We start from the raw sequence: 20185 nt of genomic DNA on the forward strand, positions 1-20185 counted from the left end.
TGAGATGGTGTGATGCCCCTCACGCTCCGCGAGATTCTCGCGTTCGACGTGATGCGCGAGGCACGCCCCGTGGTGCTCGCCGGTGAGCGCGCGCTCGGCCGCGTCGTCCGCTGGGTGCACTCGAGCGAGATCTATGAGATCGGCCCGCTGCTGACCGGCGGCGAACTGCTGCTGACCACCGGTCTCGGTCTGGCGGGCACCGACGCCGGAGCGCGGCGGCACTATCTCCGTGAGATCGCCGAACGCGACGTCGCCGGCGTCGCGCTGGAGCTCGGCCGGACGTTCCCCGAGGTGCCGGGCGAACTGGTGGCCGAGGCCCGCCGGCAGGCACTGCCGTTCATCACCCTGAACGCCGTCGTCCCCTTCAGCCGGATCGCCGAGGTCGCCAACACCCGCATCGTCGACCACGCCGGCCACCGGCTGCGGCTGGGCGACTCTGTCAGCCGCGCGCTCAACGACGTCCTGATCGCGGGCATCGGCGTCCCCGGTCTCCTCGCGGCAGCCGCCGGGGTGGTGGGCGGGCCGTTGGTCCTGATCGCCGAGAACGGAGCGCTGGTCGCCGCGCACGGCGTCGCCGGCGACCGCGAGGCGTGGCGGGCCACGGAGACACCGCTGGCCGAGGCGCCGGTCACCGTGCTGGGGACGACGTGGGGACGGCTGGTCGCCGGGCCGGGCTCTCCGCTGCCCGCCGAGGACTTGGCGGTGGCACTGGAGCGGACCACGGTCGCGCTGGCGCTGGCGATGCTGCGCACCGGAGACCCGCCGCGCGAGCCCGACCGGCTGGCCGCCGCCCTGCTCACCGACCTGCTGGAGGGCACCGCCGAAGGCCAGGCCGAGTCGTCGGTACGGGCGGCGCTGGCGGGTTTTCGTCCGGCGGCGGATCACCTGCTCATCGGGCTCGCCGCCGACGCGCTGGAGACCGCGGCCGCGCTGGCCGTCGTCGACCGAGCCGCCCGCATCCTGCATACGCCCGCGCTGCGCGGCCGGGTGTCGCGGCTCGTCCTGGGCGTCCTCGCCGTCCCCCGCAGCGTCGGTGACGTGGTCGGCGCGGCGCAGCAGGCGCTCGATGAGGCGCTTCGGCGGTTGAGCGCGCCGCAGGTGCGGATCGCCGTCGGATATCCGGCGACCGAGGTCGGCGAACTCGGGGGTTCGCTGCGCGACGCCCGGGCCGCCCTGGACCTGCGGCCAGGCTCCCGGCTGATCAGCGCGCGTGCCATCGCCCTCGACCTGGAACTCACGCGCCACGGCGGAAGCGGCCACCTCGACCACCTGGTCCGCCACACCATCGGCCCGCTCGTGGAGTGGGACGCCGCGCACCGTACGGACCTCGTGCGCACCCTGGAGACCTTCCTGCTGCACGGCTGCAGCGCCACCCGCACCGCGGCAGTGCTCCATCTGCGCCGCCAGTCCTTCTACCAGCGCCTGCAGCGCATCGAGGCACTCCTCGGCCACACGGTCACCGACCCCGACGTGCACGCCGCCCTGCTCCTGGCCACCGCCGCCCACCGTGTCACCGGCCGCTGATCCCTTGTCGGCACGAAGCGCCCTTCAGGACGCGCGGTACGCGAGGCGGAAGACGAAGTGTGACCCGAGAGGCGACACGGGGCGGGTGTGCATAGCGTCTATCCCCCCAGATCCATCAGGTTCGAGCTGACGTCCGTTGGCATACTGACGGTCGAACGGCCGGGATACCACCTCTGGACCCTCACCGCCCGCTAGATCCCACCGACCCGACCGACGTGTGGTGCCGGGCCGCGCCCCGGCACCACACCCACCGGCCATCCGAACCGGGCTGAAGAGGACTCACGGTCCCGGCGGCTGCCACCGGACCGCCGCAGAACCGTCGCGGGAGAAGTCCCACACTCGGCGGTGCGTGGCCGGCCGGTTCAGTCGGCCCAGTCGACGATCCGGGCGTCGGCGCGGAATCGGAGCGCGGGGTCGACGTAGCGGGCCTCGGGCAACGCGTACAGCAGGGTGATCCCGGCGTTCTGCGCCTCGTACCCGGCGGCCAGCAGGGCGGTCTCCGGCTCGCTGAGGGCCAGGCCGGCACGCATCAGCAGTACGCCGACGTCGGCGAGCGCCTGCGCGTCCGGTGCGGCGGCCGGGCCGGGCGGTGCGATGGGCGACGGGGTGGTGGTCATCGGTGTTCTCCTCGGATCAGGCGGTGACGGGGGCGGGGGCGGCGGCGAGTTCGGGCACGCGACGGTGCCAGTCGGTGACCTGCTGGAAGGCGTCGCCGGTGGCGAGAATCGCGGCCTCACCGAAGGCCGGGCCGGCGAACTGGATCGACAGCGGCAGGCCGGACGCGGTGAAGCCCATCGGCGCGGCGAGAACGGGATTGCCGATGCAGTCCCAGTACTGCGTGAAGATGTACTGGAACATCCCCTCGATGTTGATGTTGCCGTCGGCGTCGGTGACGTCCTCATAGCGCGGCGCGCCCGTCGCCGTGGTGGGGCAGACGATGACGTCGACGTCGTCGAACAGCCGGGTCACCGCGTCCTGCGCGACCCGCCGGACGCGCTGGGCCTGAACGTAGTCCGCGCCCGACACGAGCGCGCCGCGGGCCAGCAGCAGCCGGGTCGCGGAGAAGTAGTCCTCCCACCGTCCGGCCAGGTCGTTGCGGTGGTAGGCGAGCGCCTCGGAGGCCATGGTGACGATGTTGGCGACGAGCATCTCCGGCCAGTACGGCAGCGAGATCTCGGTGAGCGTGGCGCCGAGACCGGTGAGGGCGGCGAGTGCTCCGTCGAACGCCGGGGCGAGCGCCGGGTCCGCGCCCTCGGGGAAGTGGTGCTCGCGGACCACGCCGATCCGTACGCCCTCCAGCGAACCGTCCAGGTCCGGCATGGTGAACGGCTGGTCGATGCAGTCCGGGTCACTCGGATGGCGGCCCGCGATGATCTCGAGGACGGCGGCGCAGTCGCGGGCGCTGCGGGCCAGCGGGCCGACGTGGTCGAGGCTGTAGCCGAGCGGCGCGCACCCGGACTTCGGCACCCGGCCGAACGTCGGCATCAGCCCGGTCACCCCACAGTACGCCGACGGGATGCGGATGCTGCCGGCGGTGTCGGTGCCGAGCCCGACGAGGAACATGCCGGCCGCGACACCGCTGCCCGTACCGGAACTCGACCCGCCCGGCCAGGTGGCGGTGTCCCAGGGGTTCCGGGGGATCGGGAACGGCTTGCTCGGGTCGGGCATGCCGCAGGCGAATTCCATCGTCGTGACCTTGCCGGTGATCACCGCTCCGGCGGCCTTGAGCCGGGCGACCACGGGAGCGTCCTTGCCGGCCCCCCACTCCGGGTCGAGGACCAGGCTCTGCGCCGTCGTCGGTCCCTCGGACACGGCGAGGATGTCCTTCACACCGAACGGGATGCCGTGCAGGGGACCGCGGTCGACGCCGTCCGCGAGCTCCCGGTCGGCGCGTTCGGCCGCGGCGAGCGCGGTCTCGTCGAAGCGGGCGAGGTACGTGCCGAGTTCGCCGTCGAGCCGGTCGGCCTGGGCGATCGCCGCGCGGGTCAGTTCGGTGCTCGTCACCGTTCCCGCCCGCAGGGCCGCCGCGGCCTCGGTCACGGTCAGGGGTGTCTCCATCCGGATTTCCTCCAAGGGGGACGCGACCGCCCGTACGGCGGCCGGGGGACGGGGACCCGCACGGCCGTCCGTACGGTGGACGGTGCGGGCCCGGGCTTCAGCCGGGTCATTGCGACGACGCGGAGTCAGGACTCGACGGGACGTCCGGGACGCGACGTCACGGTGTGGCCCGTACGGCGCGGGACACGAAGAGGAAGCGGTCGCCGCGCGTGTGAATGTGCGCCAGGTTGAACGGCCGCCCGTCCGGATCGCGGATCACCTGCTCGAACGTGATCAGCGGAGCGCCCTCGGCGACGGCGAGCAGCGACGCCGTGGCCGGATCGGCTGCAGAGCAGCCCATGATGAACTCCGACTCGCCGAAGCGGAGACCCGCCTCGCGTAGTAGGGCGTACCAGTCGGAGTCGAACGGCGGGGCGAGCAGTCGCTCACCCTCCGGGAACAGCACGTAGTTGGTGGCCAGCGCGGTCGGTTCGTCCTCGACCAGGGCGACGTACTCCAACCGGAGGCACGGCGCGCCGGGAGGCGCGCCGAGGCGTTCGGCGGCGACCGCGGGCAGCGGAACCTCCGAGCGGTCGAGCACGCGGGGACGCATCCGCCGGTTGAAGATGCTGTCCGCCATCGGGTCGGCCGCGCCGTGCGCCTCGGCCATCCGGGCCAGGACGGCGTTGACGACGACGTGGGTGCCGACTCCCTGCCGCCGGTCGATCAGCCCTTCGCGGCGGAGCAGGTCAAGGGCCTCGCGTACCGTCGCCCGGGTCGCGCCGTAGGAGGCCATCAGCTCCGCTTCGCCGGGCAACTGGCCGCCGTCGAAGCGGCCGCGCAGGACCGCCGAGCGCAGCAGGTCGCGCAGGCGACGGACCTGGGCGTCATGCGCTCCTCCCGGTCCGTGTCCCCGAGCAGCCATGGGCGGGCACATTACGGGCGTTCGATTTCGCGGTGATTCCCGGTCCATTATCCGGGTGTTACGCGGCCTGGTCATGAGCGACGTCGTCACGAGCCCTCCTTCGCCGGAGAGCCGACCGTGCTTTCGCTTCCCTCGCTGCACTCGGTCGTCACCGCCCCATCTCCTCGGCGGACGCGGTGGCCACCGCGGGCAGGGTCGCCGCGCGCTTCTCCGGCATGCCGAGGAGTGTCGGCTCCCCGGCCGGGCGCCAGGCGTTCGGTTTACACCGGTCGCGGCACGAGCCCTCGGTCGAGCAGCACAGTGAGCAGATCGTCCCGTCGTGGAACGGGCAGGCGGCCATGTCCGCGGTGTCGTACGAACCGGCGCAGACCGCGCACGGCAGCACCTCCGCGTCCGCCGGCAGGTCGCTCGTACGCGCGATGTACCAGCGGCCACGCGTGGCGCCCGCGAGGATCGGTGGCAGCAGGAACGCCAGGACCAGCGCGATGAACGGCGAGAGCGCGGCGGCGGTCGCCCCGAACACCCCGTAGTAGGCGACGATCGCGACGACCGCCGCGACCACCATCGAGCCGAAGCCGACCGGGTTCACGTTGTAGAGATGGGCGCGACGGAACTCCACACCCGGCGGGGACAGCTTGAGCAGCCGCTTGTTGAGGAGCAGGTCGGAGCCGACGGCGGCGATCCAGGCGATCCCGAGGTTCGCGTACCAGGCGAGGACCGTGACGATGTGGTGGTAGACGTCCAGCTCCATGAGCAGCAGCGCGAGCGCCACCTGCAGGAACACCCACGCCGCCCGGCCCGGGTGACGGTGCAGCAGCCGGGAGAAGAAGTTCGACCAGGACAGCGACCCCGAGTAGGTGTTCATGATGTTGATCTTGATTTGGGAGAGCAGGACGAGCAGGCCGGCGAGTACGAGCGCCACCGTGTGGCTGCCGGTCATCCGCTGGTAGACCACGGTGAACAGTTCCACCGGCTCGGCCGCCCGGTCCGGCGTGGTCTGCGTCTCGGCGTACCCGACGAGGAGCGTCGACGCGAAGAAGATCACCACCGCGAACAACGTCAGGCCCGGCCCGCCGAAGATCACCGCGAGCTTCCACCGGCCGGCGCGGCCCGGCCGTGGATCGGGCATCAACCGCAGATAGTCGCCCTGCTCGCCGACCTGCGCGGCGAGGGAGAGCTGGGCGGCGGCGATCGTGAACACCGCCAGCACGGTGACCCCGGTGGCCGCCGCTGCGGGAACGTGCGGCTTGACCATGTGGTGCACCGCGTGCGGGGCGGTCGCCGCCGACCACAGCGCCAGCCCGATCAGCGCGACCCAGATCGGCCACGTCCACGCCTGGAACCTCGCGCTGAACGTCATGCCGTACACCGTCAGCGGGATCATCACCACGGCGACGACCGCGTACGCGATGTGCAGTTCGAGGTGCGTCAGGGCGGTCAGCGCCTGCGCCATGATGGCGCCCTCGTACGCGAGGAAGATCAGGGTGTACGTGGCGTAGACGAGCGAGGTGAGCGTCGACCCCAGGTAGCCGAAGCCGGCGCCACGGGTGAGCAGGTCGATGTCGATGTGCCGGCGCGCGATGGCGAACGCGGCGACCAGGGTCAGCGGGAAGGTCACCGCCGTGGCGACCGCGAAGCCGATGAGCGCATTGCCGAATCCGAAGGCGTTCACGAACGCGGCGTCGAGCGCGTAGCCGGCCATGGCCGACAGGCCGACCAGGCAGCTCAAGAAGATCATCCATGGCGACCAGGAACGGAAGGCGCTGGGCGCGTAGCGGAGCGAGTAGTCCTCCAGCGCCGGATTCTCCGCGAGATCCATGTCTCTCCTTCGTTGCGTCGATCCCCGTCCGGGACGCTAAGAAGGGCGAGTTGCCGCGGAATGACGGAGCGATTGCGCCCTGTTACGCCGCCAGTCGGCCATGGGCCACAGGCGCTGAGCTGCGCAATCGCGAGCAGGACTGGGCGTTTCGCCGGATAGTGCCGGATAGCGCCGAATGTCACCTGGTGCGGTCCCGGCGGCGACCGCAGGGCGCGACGACGGGAGGCGACCTGGGGAGCGGCAAGCGACCCTGCCGGACTGGACGCCTACCGGGCCGGCAATCGGCTCGCCGTCCACTTCCAGCAGCCCACCGACCCGATCCCGTACCGGGGGACAGCTCGAACGTCTGCGAGCAGTGCGGTGCAGGGGCAGACGCCCGCCAGATCCGCGAGATCGAGCGGCAGCAGTCAGGTGCCGTCCTTGCCGCCGATGTGCCGCGCCCGAGATGCTGCGGGGACCCCGGTACCGCCATGGTGCCGTAGCGGCACTTCGCCACGGAGCGCGTGCGGCATGGGCGACAGTCTGGCTTCGAAGCGCCGCGTTTGCCGGAAACCCAGCGGCAGAGATCGATGACCTGCGGCATGGGCCGTCCGCGAAATGCGGAAGGGCCCATGCGGCATGGAGGTCTCAGCAGTCGACCAGTTCGGGCTTTTGGTTGAGGATCTGGGCGCGAGCGGTGATGAACTGCCGGTATGCCCGCTCCGCGCCGGGGCGGAAGACGGCGACGCGGTGGCAGTTCTGGAACGCCAGCCGTACGCCGAAGTGGTTCTCCAGAGCGGCGCGCATGGCGTCGCTGGCCATCATCCGCAGGAGTTGGCCCCGGGCGGTCTCGTCCGGTGGTGGGGTCTGGTTGTCGGCGAACTCTCCGCCACTGTCCCGCAGCTCGTCGATGAGGCTGGTGACGACCTGCCAGCCGTATGGCAGGGAGGTGCGGATGCAGTCGACGAACGCGGCGTCGTCGACATCGCCGCGCTGGGCGTCCTGGAGGAGTTGGGGGGACACGGTCAGCGACATGTGTTCTCCTGCCGGATTGATGGGGTCGCCTCGGACGGTAGATCGGTTGGGCGGGACGGTCAGGTAGCGGTGGCGTCACAGGCCCGTTGCCGGGCCGGCGTGCTGCGGGTGGTGAGGGTGCTGGTGGTGGCCGCCAGAGCGAACAGCGTGCCGCAGATGACGGCGGTGCCGGCGGCGGTGGCGATGCGGTAGTGCAGGGAGATGGCCAGGCCTGCCGCCCCGGTCGCGGCGCCGAGCAGGCCGCCGAGGAGCGTCGCGGGAAGGATGCGGCGGGTCCACAGCAGCGCCGAGGCGGCGGGGCCGACCAGCAAGGCCAGGGGCAGCGTCGCGCCGACCGCCGGGACGGCGGTCACCACGGTGACGGCGAGCAGGGCGAGCAGACCACCGTCGATGAGACGCGTGCGGTATCCCAGAGCCCGCGTCACGACCGGGTCGAAGGCGGCGAGCGTGAGTTCCTTGTGCCCGATCGTGAGTGCGACGGCGACGAGGACGGTCACACCGGTCGCTGCGGCGATGTCGCCTGTTCCGGCGGTGAGCGGGGAGCCGACGAGGGCGGCGGTGAGGTCCTTGCTGAAGCCTGGCCGGGCGGAGATGAGCACGACGCCGAGCGCCAGCGCACCGCTGACTACGACGCCCGAACGCTGGTGATGTCGCCGGGACGCGAGGCCGCTTCGGCCCATCACCGCCACCGCGCCCACCGCGGCCAGCCCCGCGCCGACCTTGACGTCGGTGCCGGCCATGGTGGCGACGATGACGCCGAGGAAGATGACGTGGCCCAGGGTCTCGGAGAAGAACGCCAGGCGCCGCAGCACGACCTGGACACCGAGGACCCCGCACACCGCCCCGACGAGGATCAGTTCGGCGAGTGCTCGCCCGGTGAGCGCGCTCATCCGGCCTCCTCGGCGGTCTTCATCCGCGGAGGCCCGGCACTGACCGGAGTCGACGGATCGGACGCGGGCCGGCGGCCGCGTCGTCGCGAGACGATCGTGTGCCGCGTCGCCGTCATGGCCAGCGACAGTGCGAACAATGCTCCGGTGACGACGGTGATGGTGCCTCCGGCGGCGACGTCGTAGTGGGTGGAGATGACCACGCCGGTCAGTCCGCTGCCGGCGCCCGCGGCCACCGCGATGGCGGTCATCACGGTGATGTGGTGGGTCCAGAGCCGGGCGATGGCGGCCGGGGCGACGAGTACGGTGACCGCCAGGATCGCGCCGACGGCGGGGACGGCGATGATGATGACGGCCTCGACGGTCAGCAGCAGCGCCAGGTCGATGGCGGTCGGCCGGTATCCGGCGGCCGCGTGACCACCGGGGTCGAACGCGCGGAAGGTCAACTGCCGGCCCGCGACGAACAGAAGGGCGACGATGATGAGACCGACCACGCTCACGGCGAGCAGGTCGCCGTTGCCGACGGTGAGGATCTGCCCGACGGTGTAGGCGCTCAGGTCCTTGGAGAACCCGTCGCGTGCCGACAGCAGCACGACGCCGAGCGCGAACCCGGCCGACAGCACGATCCCGATCGCCGTGGCCGTGCCGTGTTCGGGCCGTCGGGACAGCGCCAGGATTCCGAGGACGATCAGGACACCGAACAGCCCGCCGCCGACGTAGAGGTTCAGGCCCGCGATCGCGGCGAGCACGACGCCGGGGAACGTTGCGTGCGTCATCGCGAGGGTGAAGAACGGCAGCCGCCGCAGCAGGATCTGTACGCTGATCAAGCCGCCGACCATGCCGAGGAGCACGGCCTCGAGGATCGCCCGGTCGACGGTGGTCATGCCGCCCTCCGCACCGGACGTCGCCGCCGGAGCGTCCCGGCCGTGAGTGCGACCAGGTGGCAGGCGATGAGCACCAGAACGACGGTGCCGCCGGAGGCGAGCCGCAACCCGTGGTGGATCGAGGCGTCGTAGCTGACCGCCAGACCCGCCCAGCCGGCCAGGGCTCCCAGGACGGCGGCGACCGGCACGATCACCGCGATCCGCTCGCTGACCGCGCGGGCCGCGGCGGCCGGAACGATGAGCAGCGCGATGACCAGGACGGTCCCGACGGCGCGTACGGCGGCCACCACGACGAGCGCGACGATGGCGTTGGTGACCAGGTCGAGGAGACCGATGCGGTACCCGGCCGCCTGGGCGCCGTCGGTGTCGAAGGCGCGGGCGAGCAGCGGCCGTCGCAGGACGGCCAGTGCGGCGATGACCAGGGCGGTGACGGCGACGGTCTGGGTGAGCTGCTGAGGGGTGACGGTGAGGATCCGGCCGAACAGGAACGCCGTCAGGTCGGCCGTGTATCCCGACTCGCGGGAGACCAGGACCACTCCGATGGCGAAGAAGGTTGTCAGCAGCACCGCGAGCGCGGCGTCCTCGGTGACGGCCCGGTGCCGGGTCAGAAGCGTGAGGAGGACGGCGGTCGCGGCGGCGGCCACGAGCGCGCCCCAGAAAATGCCGCCTTCGCCGGCGAGGAGGTAGCCGATGACGACGCCGGGGAAGACGGTGTGGGTCAGGGCGTCGGTCATGAAGGCCAGGCGGCGCAGCAGGATGAGTACGCCGACGGTGCCGGCCAGCGCTCCGAGGATCACCAGTTCGGCCAGGGCTCGGGCCATGAACGGGAACCGGAAGGGTTCGATGAGGATCTGGTTCATGGCCTGGCCTCAGGAGTGGGCGACGATGACGCGGTCGCCGCGAAGTTCGAGGGCGTGCCCGCCGTAGGTGGCGCGTAGCCGGTCGGGGGTGAGGGTCACGTTGGTGGGGCCGAAGCCGTACTGGCGGCGGTTGAGCAGGCAGACCTCCTCACAGGCCAGGTGGGCCAGGGCCAGGTCGTGGGTGGAGACGACGACTGCGGCACCGTCCTGTTTCAGTGCGGCGATGGCATCGAGCAGTGCCTGTTCGCTGACGGCGTCGACGCCGTTGAACGGCTCGTCCAGCAACAGCAGGCGGGGTTCGGCGGCGATGGCGCGGGCCAGCAGCACACGCTGGCGCTGTCCGCCGGACAGCGTGCCGAACCGATGTCGGGCGCGGTCGGCGAGCCCGACCTGTTCCAGGGCACGGTGGGCGGCTTCCCTGTCGGCCGCTTTGGGGCGGCGGAGCCAGCCGATGCGCCGGTATCGGCCCATGAGCACGACCTGCCCGACGGAGATCGGGAACTCCGGGTCCAAGGTGTCGGCCTGGGGGACGTACGCGACGTCGCGACGCGCTGCGGCGGGGGACCGTCCGAGGACTGTGATCCGTCCTCCGGCGAGCGGGACCAGGCCGAGGATCGCCTTGATGAGGGTGGACTTGCCGGCGCCGTTCGGGCCGATCAGGGCGACGGCTTCGCCGGGGGCGACCATGCCGTCGATGTTCTCCAGCGCGAGGGCGGGCCCGTAGGCGACGGTGACCTCGTCCAGGTCCAGCGCCGGGGGCGGGATCTCAGGTTCCATGGTCAGCCCTTCAGCGCGGTGACGATGGTGGTGGTGTTGTGCCGTTCCATGTCGAGGTAGGTGGCCCCGGCTGAGCCGGCCGGGCCGAGGGTGTCCCCGTACAGGGAGTCCTCGCCGGCCTCGACCTTCACCCCGGCCTGCTTGCCGATGGCCTCGGCGGTCTTGGGCGGCAGCGAGGACTCAGAAAAGATCGCCTTGACACCGGTCGCCTTGATCTTGGAGACCAGCGTGCCCAGTTGCTTGCCGGACAGTTCGGCGGAGGTGTCGAAGCTCGGGATGATCGAGCCGACGAACGTCAGGTGGTAGCGGTCGATGTAGTAGCCGAACGCGTCGTGGTTGGTGACCAGCTTGCGCTGGTCGGCGGGGATCGTGCCGATCTGTCCGGCGATCCAGGAGTCCAGTTGCTCCAGCTTGGTGGTGTAGGAGGTCAGGTTCGCCTCGTAACTCGCCTTGGCGGCCGGGTCCTTGGACTCGAACGCGGCGGCGATGTTGCGGCTCATGGTCTCGGCGTTCTTGGGGTTGTGCCAGATGTGGGGGTCGCCCGCCGCTTCCTCGTCGGATCCGTTGCCCTTGCGGACGGCCACGCCTTTGCTCGTGTCGACGAGCGTGCCGTGGAACCCGGCCGACTTGATCGTCTGGTCCAGCCACTTCTCCAGGCCGACGCCGTTCTCCACCACCACGTCTGCTTCCGCGATGGCCTGCACGTCGGCGGGGGAGGGTTCGTAGTCGTGTGGGTCGACGTTGGGTTTGAGGATCTGGGTGACCTTGACCTTGTCGCCGCCGATGTTGCGGGCGAAGTCGGCGACCTGCGTGGTCGTGGCGACCACCTTCAGCTGCTTGCTGCCGCCGGCTGAGCCGGCGTCACTGGCGGAGCTGGAGCCACAGGCGCCGGCTGCGGCCAGCAGGCCCGCCAGAACCAGGGCGGCCGGCTGAGGGGTTCGGATACGCAACATGTCTCCTCGGGTTCGGCCCGGGACGGGATGCAAATGAAAACGGATGCCATGTTCGTCCTAATGGAAATGGTTGTCAATATCGGTGGATGTCCGTAGGGTCGGAACATGGGCTCGCACACCGCAACCGCCGGCCGCCGACCACGCGACGGGACCAGTGATGAGATCGCCGTACGGCTGCGCGCGGCCGGGCTGTCGCCGACCCGGCGCAGGCGTCAGGTGCTGGAGGCGCTCGAAGGCAAACGGCGCCTGGCCGGCGCGCACGAGCTGTACGTCGAACTCGCCGGGCAGGGGCACCCCGTCGGAATGTCGACGGTCTACCGGACGCTGTCCGCGCTCGCCGACGCCGGGCTCCTGCACGTCTTCGTACGGGATGGCGAGACCCGATACCGGCCGTGCGCTCCGGGGCGTCACTATCACCTGGTGTGCCGCCGCTGCGGCGACGTCCACGAACACCCTGCTTGCGACGACGGCATCTGGCTGGACCGCATCGCGGTCGAGGTCGACTTCGAGCCCGACCCGCGCCTGGCCGAGGTGTACGGCGTGTGCGGCCGGTGCCTGCGAACCCCAGGCGATGTTCCGGCGGATTGATACGGTCGAAAGACACCCGATGATCAGACGAGACCGGCCGGAGCACGCCCATGACCTCGCACTCGACCGAACGTCCCGGGCGGCAGGCCGCCGCCGGCCGGGGAACCCGCGTGCGAGGCACCCGTCAGGCCGAGGCGCTGGGGCAGGTGCTGGCCGGCCTACCGGGATTCCGTAGCGCCCAGGACATCCACGCCGAGCTGCGCCACCGCGGCGAGCGCATCGGATTGACCACCGTCTACCGCCAGCTACAGGTCCTCACCGAGAACGGCACGGTTGACACCCTCCGCGACGAGAACGGCGAGACGCTCTACCGCCGCTGTGCGACCAGCACCCACCATCACCACGTGACCTGCCGCGCGTGCGGACGCAGCGTCGAGGTCGAAGGGCCCGCGATCGAACACTGGGCCGAACGCGTCGCGACCGAAGCGGGCTTCACCGACGTCGACCACACTTTGGAGATCTTCGGGCTGTGCCCTGACTGCGCGGCCGAAGACCGCTGACCGGTCCGTTCATAGTGCCGCCTTAGCTGCGGCGACAGCTCGTGCTCGATGAGAAGGACGTGTCGGCTCCCTTGCACGGATCCCTTCAGAAAGGTTACGAAAACCGTTTTCAAAGTCGATAAGCTCTTCTGTCTCTGGCCATGGTCGCGCAGGCCGACCTGTGTAACAGTCCGTGGTTGAATGGTTGACGCTGCGTTACGTTCGTGGGCGTGGGATGAGGAGAGATCGAGTGAAGGTCGCGTTCGTCGGCAAGGGCGGCAGCGGCAAGACGACCTTGTCGTCCCTGTTCATCCGTCATCTGGCGGCGGCCGGCGCGCCGGTCGTGGCGGTGGACGCCGACATCAACCAGCACCTTGGCGTCGCCCTCGGCCTTTCCGAGCAGTCCGCCGCCGCGATCCCGGCGATGGGCGCGCACCTGGCCGTGATCAAGGAGTACCTGCGGGGCGAGAACCCCCGGATCCGTTCGGCGGCGGCGATGGTGAAGACCACGCCACCGGGCCTGGGGTCCCGGCTGCTGCGCCTGGGCGGCGACGACCCGATCCACTCCCGGCTGACGGTCCCGGCCGCCGGGGCCAGGCTCATGGTGACCGGGCCGTTCAGCGACGAAGACCTGGGCGTGGCCTGCTACCACTCCAAGACCGGGGTGGTCGAGCTGTACCTCAACCACCTGGTCGACGGGCCCGGCGAGTACGCCGTCGTCGACTGCACCGCCGGCGCCGAATCCTTCGCATCCGGGATGTTCACCCGCTTCGACCTGACCTTCCTGGTCGCCGAGCCCACACGGAAGGGCGTCGCGGTCTACCGGCAGTGGACCGAGTACGCCGCCGACTACGACGTCGCCTTGAAGGTCATCGGCAACAAGGTCCACGGCGCCGAGGACGCCGCCTTCCTGCGCGAGCACGTCGGCGCGGACCTGCTGTGCTGTGTCGGCCAGTCCGGCGCCGTCCGTGCCATGGAGCAGGGCCGCCCGTTCGACCTGGACGACCTGGCCGAGCGCGACCGCGCCGCGCTCGCCACTATCCGGGCGGCGGTCGACGCCCGCCGCAAGGACTGGGACAAGTTCACCCGCCAGGCGGTCGAGTTCCACCTCAAGAACGCCCGCGCCTGGGCGAGCGCCGCCACCGGCCAGGACCTCGCCGCCCAGATCGACCCCGACTTCACCCTCGATCCCACGGTCGCTGCGACGGCAGCCGGGCCGGCCGCTCGATGAAGGTGGGGACGTAAGAGAGGCTTCGGCGCGATGATGGGCGTGTCCAGGTGGCAGGCCGCCGACGCGGCGTGGGACGAGCGGGCGGATCTCCCGCCCGCCGAATGGGGGAGACGCTCGCCGATGCCGGCGGGTCGCCGCGCGCTGCTGGGGGCCGCCGCTGTGGCGGGCATGCTGGTGGCGGGCAGGCTGCTGGCCGCACCGCACCTGCACGAGGCGCGGCTGCAGGGCTGGGCGACCGTATTCGTGGCGATCTGCGCGCAGGCGCTGCCGTTCCTGGTGTTCGGTGCCACCGTCTCCGCAGCCATTTCGACCTTGGTGCCCGCGGCGTTCTGGCGGCGGGCGCTGCCACGTCGCGGTCTTTGGGCGGTGCCGGTCGCCGGTGCCGCGGGTGCCGTGCTGCCGGGATGCGAATGCGCGTCGGTGCCGGTCGCGGGCGGGCTGATGGCCCGTGGCATCACGCCCGCCGCCGCACTGGCCTTCTTGCTGTCCTCGCCGGCGATCAACCCGGTGGTCCTGACGGCCACGGCCGTGGCCTTTCGCGGTCACCCGGAGATGGTCGTTGCCCGGTTCGCGGCGTCGCTGCTGGTCTCGGTGGCGGCCGGGTGGCTGTGGCTGCGGTTCGGCCGGATCGAATGGCTGCGGATCCCCGCACGCCCGCACGCCGCCCAGGACACCCGAGGGGCGGCATTCGCCGCGGCCATGCGCCATGACCTGCTGCATACCGGCGGCCTGCTCGTGGCCGGAGCCGCGATCGCCGCCACCTTGAACGTCACCGTGCCGTCGGCCTGGACGGCGGCCGTCGCGAGCGCTCCGTGGCTGTCGGTGGGCGTCCTGGCGACGCTGGCGGTGGTGATGTCGATCTGCTCCGAAGCCGACGCGTTCGTCGCCACGAGCCTGACCCAGTTCTCCGCCACGGCCAAGCTGGCCTTCCTCGTGGTCGGCCCGATGGTGGACCTGAAGTTGATCGCGTTGCAGGCCGGCACCTTCGGCCCACGGTTCGCGGTGCGGTTCGTCCCCATGACATTCGCGCTCGCGATCGTCGCCAGCCTTCTCCTCGGCCGGGTGTTGCTGTGAGGAAGGCCGCCCAGAACGTTGCTCTGCTGGCGGCCGGCGGGGCGTTGCTGTGGATCACGTTGGCCGGGCATGAGTACCTCAATTACGTCCGTCCCGGCTTCCGGATTCCGCTCATCGCCACCGGAGCCGTCCTTTGCGCGCTCGGCGTGCTCGGTATCGCCACCTCCTGGCGCCACACCGACGCCGAAACCTCCGACGGGACAGCCCCGGGGCACGATCACAGCCATGGACCACGGGCCGCGTGGCTGCTCCTGCTCCCGCCGCTCGTGATCGCCGCGATCGCGCCCGCGGCCTTGGGCTCCTTCACCGCGTCCCGCGCCATCAACCAAACCCCGCCACCGACCGGACACAACCTGGCCGCACTGTCCACCAGCGGCCCCGCCCGGATCTCCCTGACCGAATTCACCGCCCGCGCGTTCCAGGCCAAGGCCGGACACGACACCTTGACCGGACACCGGGTCACCCTGACCGGCTTCGCCCGCCCGGCAGGCCCCGACCGGTGGCAGCTGATCCGCCTGCGCATGACCTGCTGTGCGGCCGACGCCGTCCCGATGACCATCGTGATCAAAAACGCGCCGCAGCCCCGCCCCGGCACCTGGGTGCAGGTCACCGGCACCTGGTCACCGGCCTGGGCGCACATCAACCGCATCGCCCTGCCCCAGCTGATCGCGACCGATCAGCAGCGCATCACCGAACCCGCCGACCCCTATGAATAAGGCGGCGGGGTCCATCGTGTGCGGCTGCCACAGTTGCCACTGTTCACGGGCGCCTTCTCTGGGCAGGACGAGACAGAGGGGGGTTCACCGATGACAGCGATGACAGAGCACCGGCGACATGCCGTTCATGATCATGCTCACGGGCCGGGATGCGGCCATGTGGCCGTGCCGCACGGCGATCACGTCGACTACGCCCACGACGGGCATCTGCACCGTCCGCACGACGGACACGTCGACGAATGCGAGGCCATCGGCCACACGCGACACGACGACCACCCGCACCAGCACGGCGGGGGCTGCGGCCACGTCAGCGTGCCGCACGGCGATCACGTCGACTACGTCCACGACGGATGCCGTCACGCCGCCCACGAGGATCACTGGGACGAGCACTGAACACCGCACACCACCACATCCACGCGATCGCTGAGTGACGCCCACGCCACGCCGGTCTCCGGCAGAGTGGGGGCATGCGGGTGGGAGTGTTCCTGCTGGCGGCGCGGTTCCCCGGGCAGGGCGACGGCGAGGTGCTGTCCGCGACCGTCGAGGCGGCCGTCGCGGCGGAGCAGGCCGGGTTCGACGACGTGTGGTTCGCCGAGCATCACTTCATGTCGTACGGGATCTGCCCGTCGGCGGTCACGCTCGCCTCGTTCGTCCTGGGCCGTACGCGGCGGATCGCGGTGGGGCCGGCGGTGAGCGTGCTGTCCACCGCGCACCCCGTCGCGCTCGCCGAGCAGACCGCGCTGCTCGACCAGGTCTCAGGCGGCCGGTTCCGCCTCGGGGTCGGGCGCGGTGGTCCCTGGATCGACCTGGAGGTGTTCGGCACCGGACTCGCCCGGTATGAGACCGGCTTCGCCGAGAGCCTGGACCTGCTGCTCGCCGGGCTCGGCCGTCCCCGGGTGTCGGCGAGCGGGCCGACCTTCACCTTCCGCGAGGTGCCGATGGTGCCGCGCCCGCACACCCGCCCGCGTCCACCGGTCGTGGTCGCCTGCACCTCGACCGGCACTGCGGCGCTGGCCGCCGAACGCGGCCTGCCCATGCTGCTCGGCCTGCACATCGACGACGAGGGCAGGCGGCGGATGGTCGACGCGTACACCGCCACCGCCGGCCACGCGCGCGGGAACCATGTGGCGGCCGCCCTGGCCTACGTCGCGGACACCCGAGCCGAAGCCCGGAGGCTACTGCGCGCCGAGCTGCCGCGCTGGCTGCGACCGGGGCTGACCGGATACACACCGGTCGACGGTCGGACCCATACCCCGCGCGACCCGGACGCGTACGCCGAACTGCTGTGCCGCATCCACCCGGTCGGCACCGCCGGGGACTGCCTGGACACCATGACCGCGACCGTCGAGCGCACCGGGATCCGCCACCTGATCCTCATGGTCGAGGGCACCGGGTCCTCGCGCCGGACCCGCGAGAACATCGCCCGGCTCGGCGCCGAGGTCCTCCCTCACCTCCGCGCCCGCTTCGGAGACCACTAACCGGGAACCAGGATCCGAACTTCTCGATGAACCCGAGAGTCCTAGCTGATGGATTAACGGTCGTATCGGCGGTTGGGGATCGATATGAGGAAGCTGGACCGGCGTCAGGCGCTGCTGACGATCGGCGCGGCCGGCGCCGGTCTCGTAGCCGGCGCGACACCAGAATTCCTCCGTGGCACTGGTACGACGAGGACACGGCACCAGCTACGCGCGGCGGCCCACACCACCCGGCCCGATCCCGGATACGCGCACGGACGGCCACTGCAGGCGCTGCGCCGCCCGATCCACAACCTGCATGACCTCCAACCGGCCGCGCCGCCGAACGCGGTGGCGTTGACCATCGACGACGGCCCGCATCCGGTGTGGACCCCGAAGATGCTGGATCTGCTGGCCGAGTTCGGCGTGCCGGCGACGTTCTCGCTCATCGGGACGCAGGTCACCGAAGAACCGCGGTTGGTCCAGCGCCTCGTCGCGAGCGGGCACCAGGTGTCCGACCACACGGTGACGCACCCGTTGAACCTGCCCCATCTCACGGAGTCCCGGATCCGGGAGGAGATCGGCGGCGCGCACGACAGGATCGCGCAGGTCATCGGTGTGGCACCCAAGTTCTTCCGCTCCCCGGGCGGCGCGTGGTCGCAGCAGATCATCGACGTTGCCGCCGAACACTCCATGATCTGCATCGACTGGCAGGTCGACCCACGCGACTGGGCCCGCCCCGGCACCATGACCATCACGGACCGGCTGCTGCGCGCACAGGCGGGCGACATCCTGCTCTGCCACGACGGCGGCGGCGACCGGTCCGAGACCATCCGCGCGCTGCGGACGGTCATCCCCGCGCTGAAGCAACGGGGCCTCACTTTCGTCGCTCTCTGATCCGCCGCCTGGCCGGCTGGGGGAAGACCACTCACGGTGGACGCGCGGGGCCGGCGTTAGAGCGGGGAAGTCAGCATATCCGCGAACATGGCACGCCGAAGCTCCAAAATGATCATCGTATGACCTCGTGGAGCTCATAGGTCGTTCAGATCGGTCATGGAACAACGACGCCAACGGGAGCCGCGAACGGCGTTCGTCGTCTCGAAGGCCCAGCCGAGGCGACTCACGAGCCCGGGAGCAGGCATGGCGGTGGGCCCAGGCCCACCGCACATCCGGGGGTGAACTCCCGCAGGGAAAGGCAATAGCCGACGAGTTCGGCCGCAGCGAACGCTGGGGGCGGCTAGTCAAGCAGGCTGGACAAGCCGGGCGACTTGGCGAAACCGCAGCATAGGCCGACAAGACTGATTCCGCGTTTCGTCATTGTCGCTCCGCACGCTTGGTTCTCGAAATCAACCTTCACGGTGATGGCCTAGCCGAATACCTTGCCTGGCCGCACCTACGGTGAAGGAATGATCCGCTTTCGGTCGGCGCGGTCAGACGCCGACTCAAGGCACCACCGGTCTCAGCCCTCTTCGGAGTCGGGCGACGGGCCGCCTTCATGTACCCGTCGGAAGGTAGGCGTCCGCCGACTTCCGGCACGGTCACGCCGAGTGCGGAATCGCGGCGGACCGGTACGGCGGAAACCGGGGTGGGTGGTCTGGCTGTCTCTCGTTGGCTGGGCTGCGTTGATCGTCGGCGCGTTCGGGATAGGCGCACTGATGCGTCGGGCCGGGGCGATGCCGGTGGATGCGTTCCCGCCGTTGCATGCTCAGGCTCGGTTGCTGCTCCGTCCCTTGCTGCCTGCGGTGGCCTTTGGACTGGTCGGGGTCGCGGTTCTGCCCGTGACGGCGCGGCGGTTGCCGTGGCGGCCGCTGCTGGCGGTCGCGTGGCTGGGTTCGGTGGGCTGGGCAGTGATGCTCCAGCTTCCCGACGGCATTTCCCGGCCGCTGACCACCCCGACGGAGTACCTCGCCGAGCTGCCTGCGATGGGTGATGATCCCGTGGACTGGCTGCGCGCTTTCACCATGGAGATGCAGGCGTTTCCCACGCACGTGAAGGGGCATCCGCCGCTGCCCATGCTGGTTCTGTGGACGATCCAGTGGATGGGGCTGGCCGGTGCGGGGTGGGCGGCTGCCTTCGTGATCGTGGTCGGGGCTTCGGCGACGGCTGCCATCGGGATCACCGTGCGGGTGATCGCTGGTGAGGACGTCGCGCGCCGGGCGGTGCCGTTCCTTGTGCTCTCGCCGGTCGCGCTGTGGGTCGCCACCAGTGTGGACGCCTTCTTTCTCGGGGTGGCGGCGTGGGCGGTGGCGCTGGTCGCTGTCGCGGCCGCCGGTTCGGGCTCGTCCCTGAACGGTGTGGTCGACCGGAGCGCGCGTATCGGGTCATTCAAGCGGGTGGCGGTCCCGTTCGCGGGCGGGCTGCTGCTGGGGGCCCTGCCGTACCTGAGTTATGGCCTGTTGCCGATCTTCGCGCTGCCGCTTGCGGTGCTCGTCCTGACGCGGCCGGCCTGGCCGGTTCTCATGGCGCTCGCGGCCGGATCCCTGGTCGTTCCAATCGCCTTCACCATGGCCGGGTTCTCCTGGTGGGAGGGAGTGGTAGGGACCCATGTCGCCTGGCTGATCTCTCATGGATCCAGGCGACCGTACGCGTACTTTCTCCTCGGCGACCTGGCCGTCTTGGCCCTTCTGGTCGGTCCGGCGGCTGCTGTGGCCCTGCCGACCGCGCTGCGGTGCGCCGCCGGTCCGGTGTTCACCGGATTACCTGGCGGACGAGGACGCCCTGTGCCGGACAGGCTCGGATGGCTCGCCGCGGCCGCACTCGCCGGGGTGCTCGCGCTGGACCTGTCCGGCGTCACATCTGGTGAGGTCGAGCGAATCTGGATTCCCTACGCGGCGTGGGTCGTGACCGTGACCGCGGTCCACCGGCCACCGGGCCGTACGATGCTGCTCGCGCAGACGGTGACCGCCCTTGTGATCGAGGCCTTTGTGCGGTCGCCATGGTGAAGCGCACGCCGTGTGGCAGGG

20 protein-coding genes are annotated in these 20185 nt (G+C 70.8%); 9 read left to right on the forward strand and 11 right to left on the reverse strand.

Annotated elements, in window-relative coordinates:
- Positions 1 to 12: 12 nt before the first annotated feature.
- Positions 13 to 1524, forward strand: a complete 1512-nt coding sequence (locus ABD978_RS09150) for a helix-turn-helix domain-containing protein (RefSeq protein ID WP_345351496.1) — start codon at positions 13 to 15, stop codon at positions 1522 to 1524.
- A 362-nt stretch (positions 1525 to 1886) separates the two neighbouring features.
- On the opposite strand, the gene ABD978_RS09155 is transcribed toward ABD978_RS09150, so the two are convergent.
- From ABD978_RS09155 to ABD978_RS09200, 10 genes are all read right to left on the reverse strand, one after another.
- Positions 1887 to 2141 (reverse strand): hypothetical protein, encoded by a 255-nt coding sequence (locus tag ABD978_RS09155; protein ID WP_345351499.1) that lies wholly within the window; start codon positions 2139 to 2141, stop codon positions 1887 to 1889.
- A gap of 16 nt (positions 2142 to 2157) precedes the next feature.
- Complete coding sequence (locus ABD978_RS09160; protein WP_345351502.1) at positions 2158 to 3582, reverse strand: amidase; 1425 nt, start codon at positions 3580 to 3582, stop codon at positions 2158 to 2160.
- A 157-nt stretch (positions 3583 to 3739) separates the two neighbouring features.
- Complete coding sequence (locus ABD978_RS09165) at positions 3740 to 4486, reverse strand: GntR family transcriptional regulator (protein ID WP_345351505.1); 747 nt, start codon at positions 4484 to 4486, stop codon at positions 3740 to 3742.
- A 148-nt stretch (positions 4487 to 4634) separates the two neighbouring features.
- Entirely contained in the window at positions 4635 to 6305 is a 1671-nt protein-coding gene (locus tag ABD978_RS09170) for a purine-cytosine permease family protein (RefSeq protein ID WP_345351508.1), read from the reverse strand.
- 627 nt (positions 6306 to 6932) lie between these two features.
- Positions 6933 to 7319 (reverse strand): SCO5389 family protein, encoded by a 387-nt coding sequence (locus tag ABD978_RS09175; protein ID WP_345351511.1) that lies wholly within the window; start codon positions 7317 to 7319, stop codon positions 6933 to 6935.
- Positions 7320 to 7378: 59 nt separating this feature from the next.
- Positions 7379 to 8209 carry a metal ABC transporter permease gene (locus ABD978_RS09180; RefSeq protein ID WP_345351514.1) on the reverse strand — a complete coding sequence of 277 codons (831 nt, stop codon included), beginning with the start codon at positions 8207 to 8209 and terminating at the stop codon, positions 7379 to 7381.
- Entirely contained in the window at positions 8206 to 9090 is an 885-nt protein-coding gene (locus ABD978_RS09185) for a metal ABC transporter permease (protein ID WP_345351517.1), read from the reverse strand. Before ABD978_RS09185 ends, ABD978_RS09180 begins: the two co-directional genes overlap by 4 nt.
- Complete coding sequence (locus ABD978_RS09190) at positions 9087 to 9950, reverse strand: metal ABC transporter permease (protein ID WP_345351519.1); 864 nt, start codon at positions 9948 to 9950, stop codon at positions 9087 to 9089. The genes ABD978_RS09185 and ABD978_RS09190 overlap by 4 nt, the downstream gene beginning before the upstream one ends.
- Positions 9951 to 9959: 9 nt before the next feature.
- Entirely contained in the window at positions 9960 to 10727 is a 768-nt protein-coding gene (locus tag ABD978_RS09195; RefSeq protein WP_345351522.1) for a metal ABC transporter ATP-binding protein, read from the reverse strand.
- Positions 10728 to 10729: 2 nt separating this feature from the next.
- On the reverse strand, positions 10730 to 11680 hold the full coding sequence (locus ABD978_RS09200; RefSeq protein ID WP_345351525.1) for a metal ABC transporter substrate-binding protein: 951 nt from the start codon (positions 11678 to 11680) through the stop codon (positions 10730 to 10732).
- Between the two features lie 105 nt (positions 11681 to 11785).
- Here ABD978_RS09200 and ABD978_RS09205 point away from each other — a divergent pair, with 105 nt between their 5' ends.
- From ABD978_RS09205 to ABD978_RS09225, 5 genes are all read left to right on the forward strand, one after another.
- Positions 11786 to 12268, forward strand: coding sequence for a Fur family transcriptional regulator (locus tag ABD978_RS09205; protein WP_345351528.1), 483 nt, complete (start codon positions 11786 to 11788; stop codon positions 12266 to 12268).
- Positions 12269 to 12378: 110 nt separating this feature from the next.
- Positions 12379 to 12768: a Fur family transcriptional regulator gene (locus tag ABD978_RS09210; RefSeq protein ID WP_345351531.1), complete on the forward strand. Its 390-nt coding sequence runs from the start codon at positions 12379 to 12381 to the stop codon at positions 12766 to 12768.
- A gap of 229 nt (positions 12769 to 12997) precedes the next feature.
- Complete coding sequence (locus ABD978_RS09215; protein ID WP_345351534.1) at positions 12998 to 13978, forward strand: ATP-binding protein; 981 nt, start codon at positions 12998 to 13000, stop codon at positions 13976 to 13978.
- A gap of 33 nt (positions 13979 to 14011) precedes the next feature.
- Positions 14012 to 15052, forward strand: coding sequence for a permease (locus ABD978_RS09220; RefSeq protein ID WP_425550702.1), 1041 nt, complete (start codon positions 14012 to 14014; stop codon positions 15050 to 15052).
- Positions 15049 to 15768 carry a TIGR03943 family putative permease subunit gene (locus ABD978_RS09225; RefSeq protein ID WP_345351540.1) on the forward strand — a complete coding sequence of 240 codons (720 nt, stop codon included), beginning with the start codon at positions 15049 to 15051 and terminating at the stop codon, positions 15766 to 15768. The genes ABD978_RS09220 and ABD978_RS09225 overlap by 4 nt, the downstream gene beginning before the upstream one ends.
- Before the next feature lie 84 nt (positions 15769 to 15852).
- On the opposite strand, the gene ABD978_RS09230 is transcribed toward ABD978_RS09225, so the two are convergent.
- A complete protein-coding gene (locus tag ABD978_RS09230) occupies positions 15853 to 16146 on the reverse strand; it encodes a hypothetical protein (protein ID WP_345351543.1) in 294 nt (97 codons plus the stop codon).
- Between the two features lie 89 nt (positions 16147 to 16235).
- Between ABD978_RS09230 and ABD978_RS09235 the strand changes: the two genes are divergently transcribed.
- From ABD978_RS09235 to ABD978_RS09245, 3 genes are all read left to right on the forward strand, one after another.
- Positions 16236 to 17246 (forward strand): LLM class flavin-dependent oxidoreductase, encoded by a 1011-nt coding sequence (locus tag ABD978_RS09235; protein WP_345351546.1) that lies wholly within the window; start codon positions 16236 to 16238, stop codon positions 17244 to 17246.
- Between the two features lie 84 nt (positions 17247 to 17330).
- Positions 17331 to 18119 carry a polysaccharide deacetylase family protein gene (locus ABD978_RS09240; protein ID WP_345351549.1) on the forward strand — a complete coding sequence of 263 codons (789 nt, stop codon included), beginning with the start codon at positions 17331 to 17333 and terminating at the stop codon, positions 18117 to 18119.
- 692 nt (positions 18120 to 18811) lie between these two features.
- A complete protein-coding gene (locus ABD978_RS09245; protein WP_345351552.1) occupies positions 18812 to 20164 on the forward strand; it encodes a hypothetical protein in 1353 nt (450 codons plus the stop codon).
- Positions 20165 to 20185: the final 21 nt, after the last annotated feature.

The organism is Actinoallomurus liliacearum (assembly GCF_039542035.1).
Taxonomy (GTDB): domain Bacteria; phylum Actinomycetota; class Actinomycetes; order Streptosporangiales; family Streptosporangiaceae; genus Actinoallomurus; species Actinoallomurus liliacearum.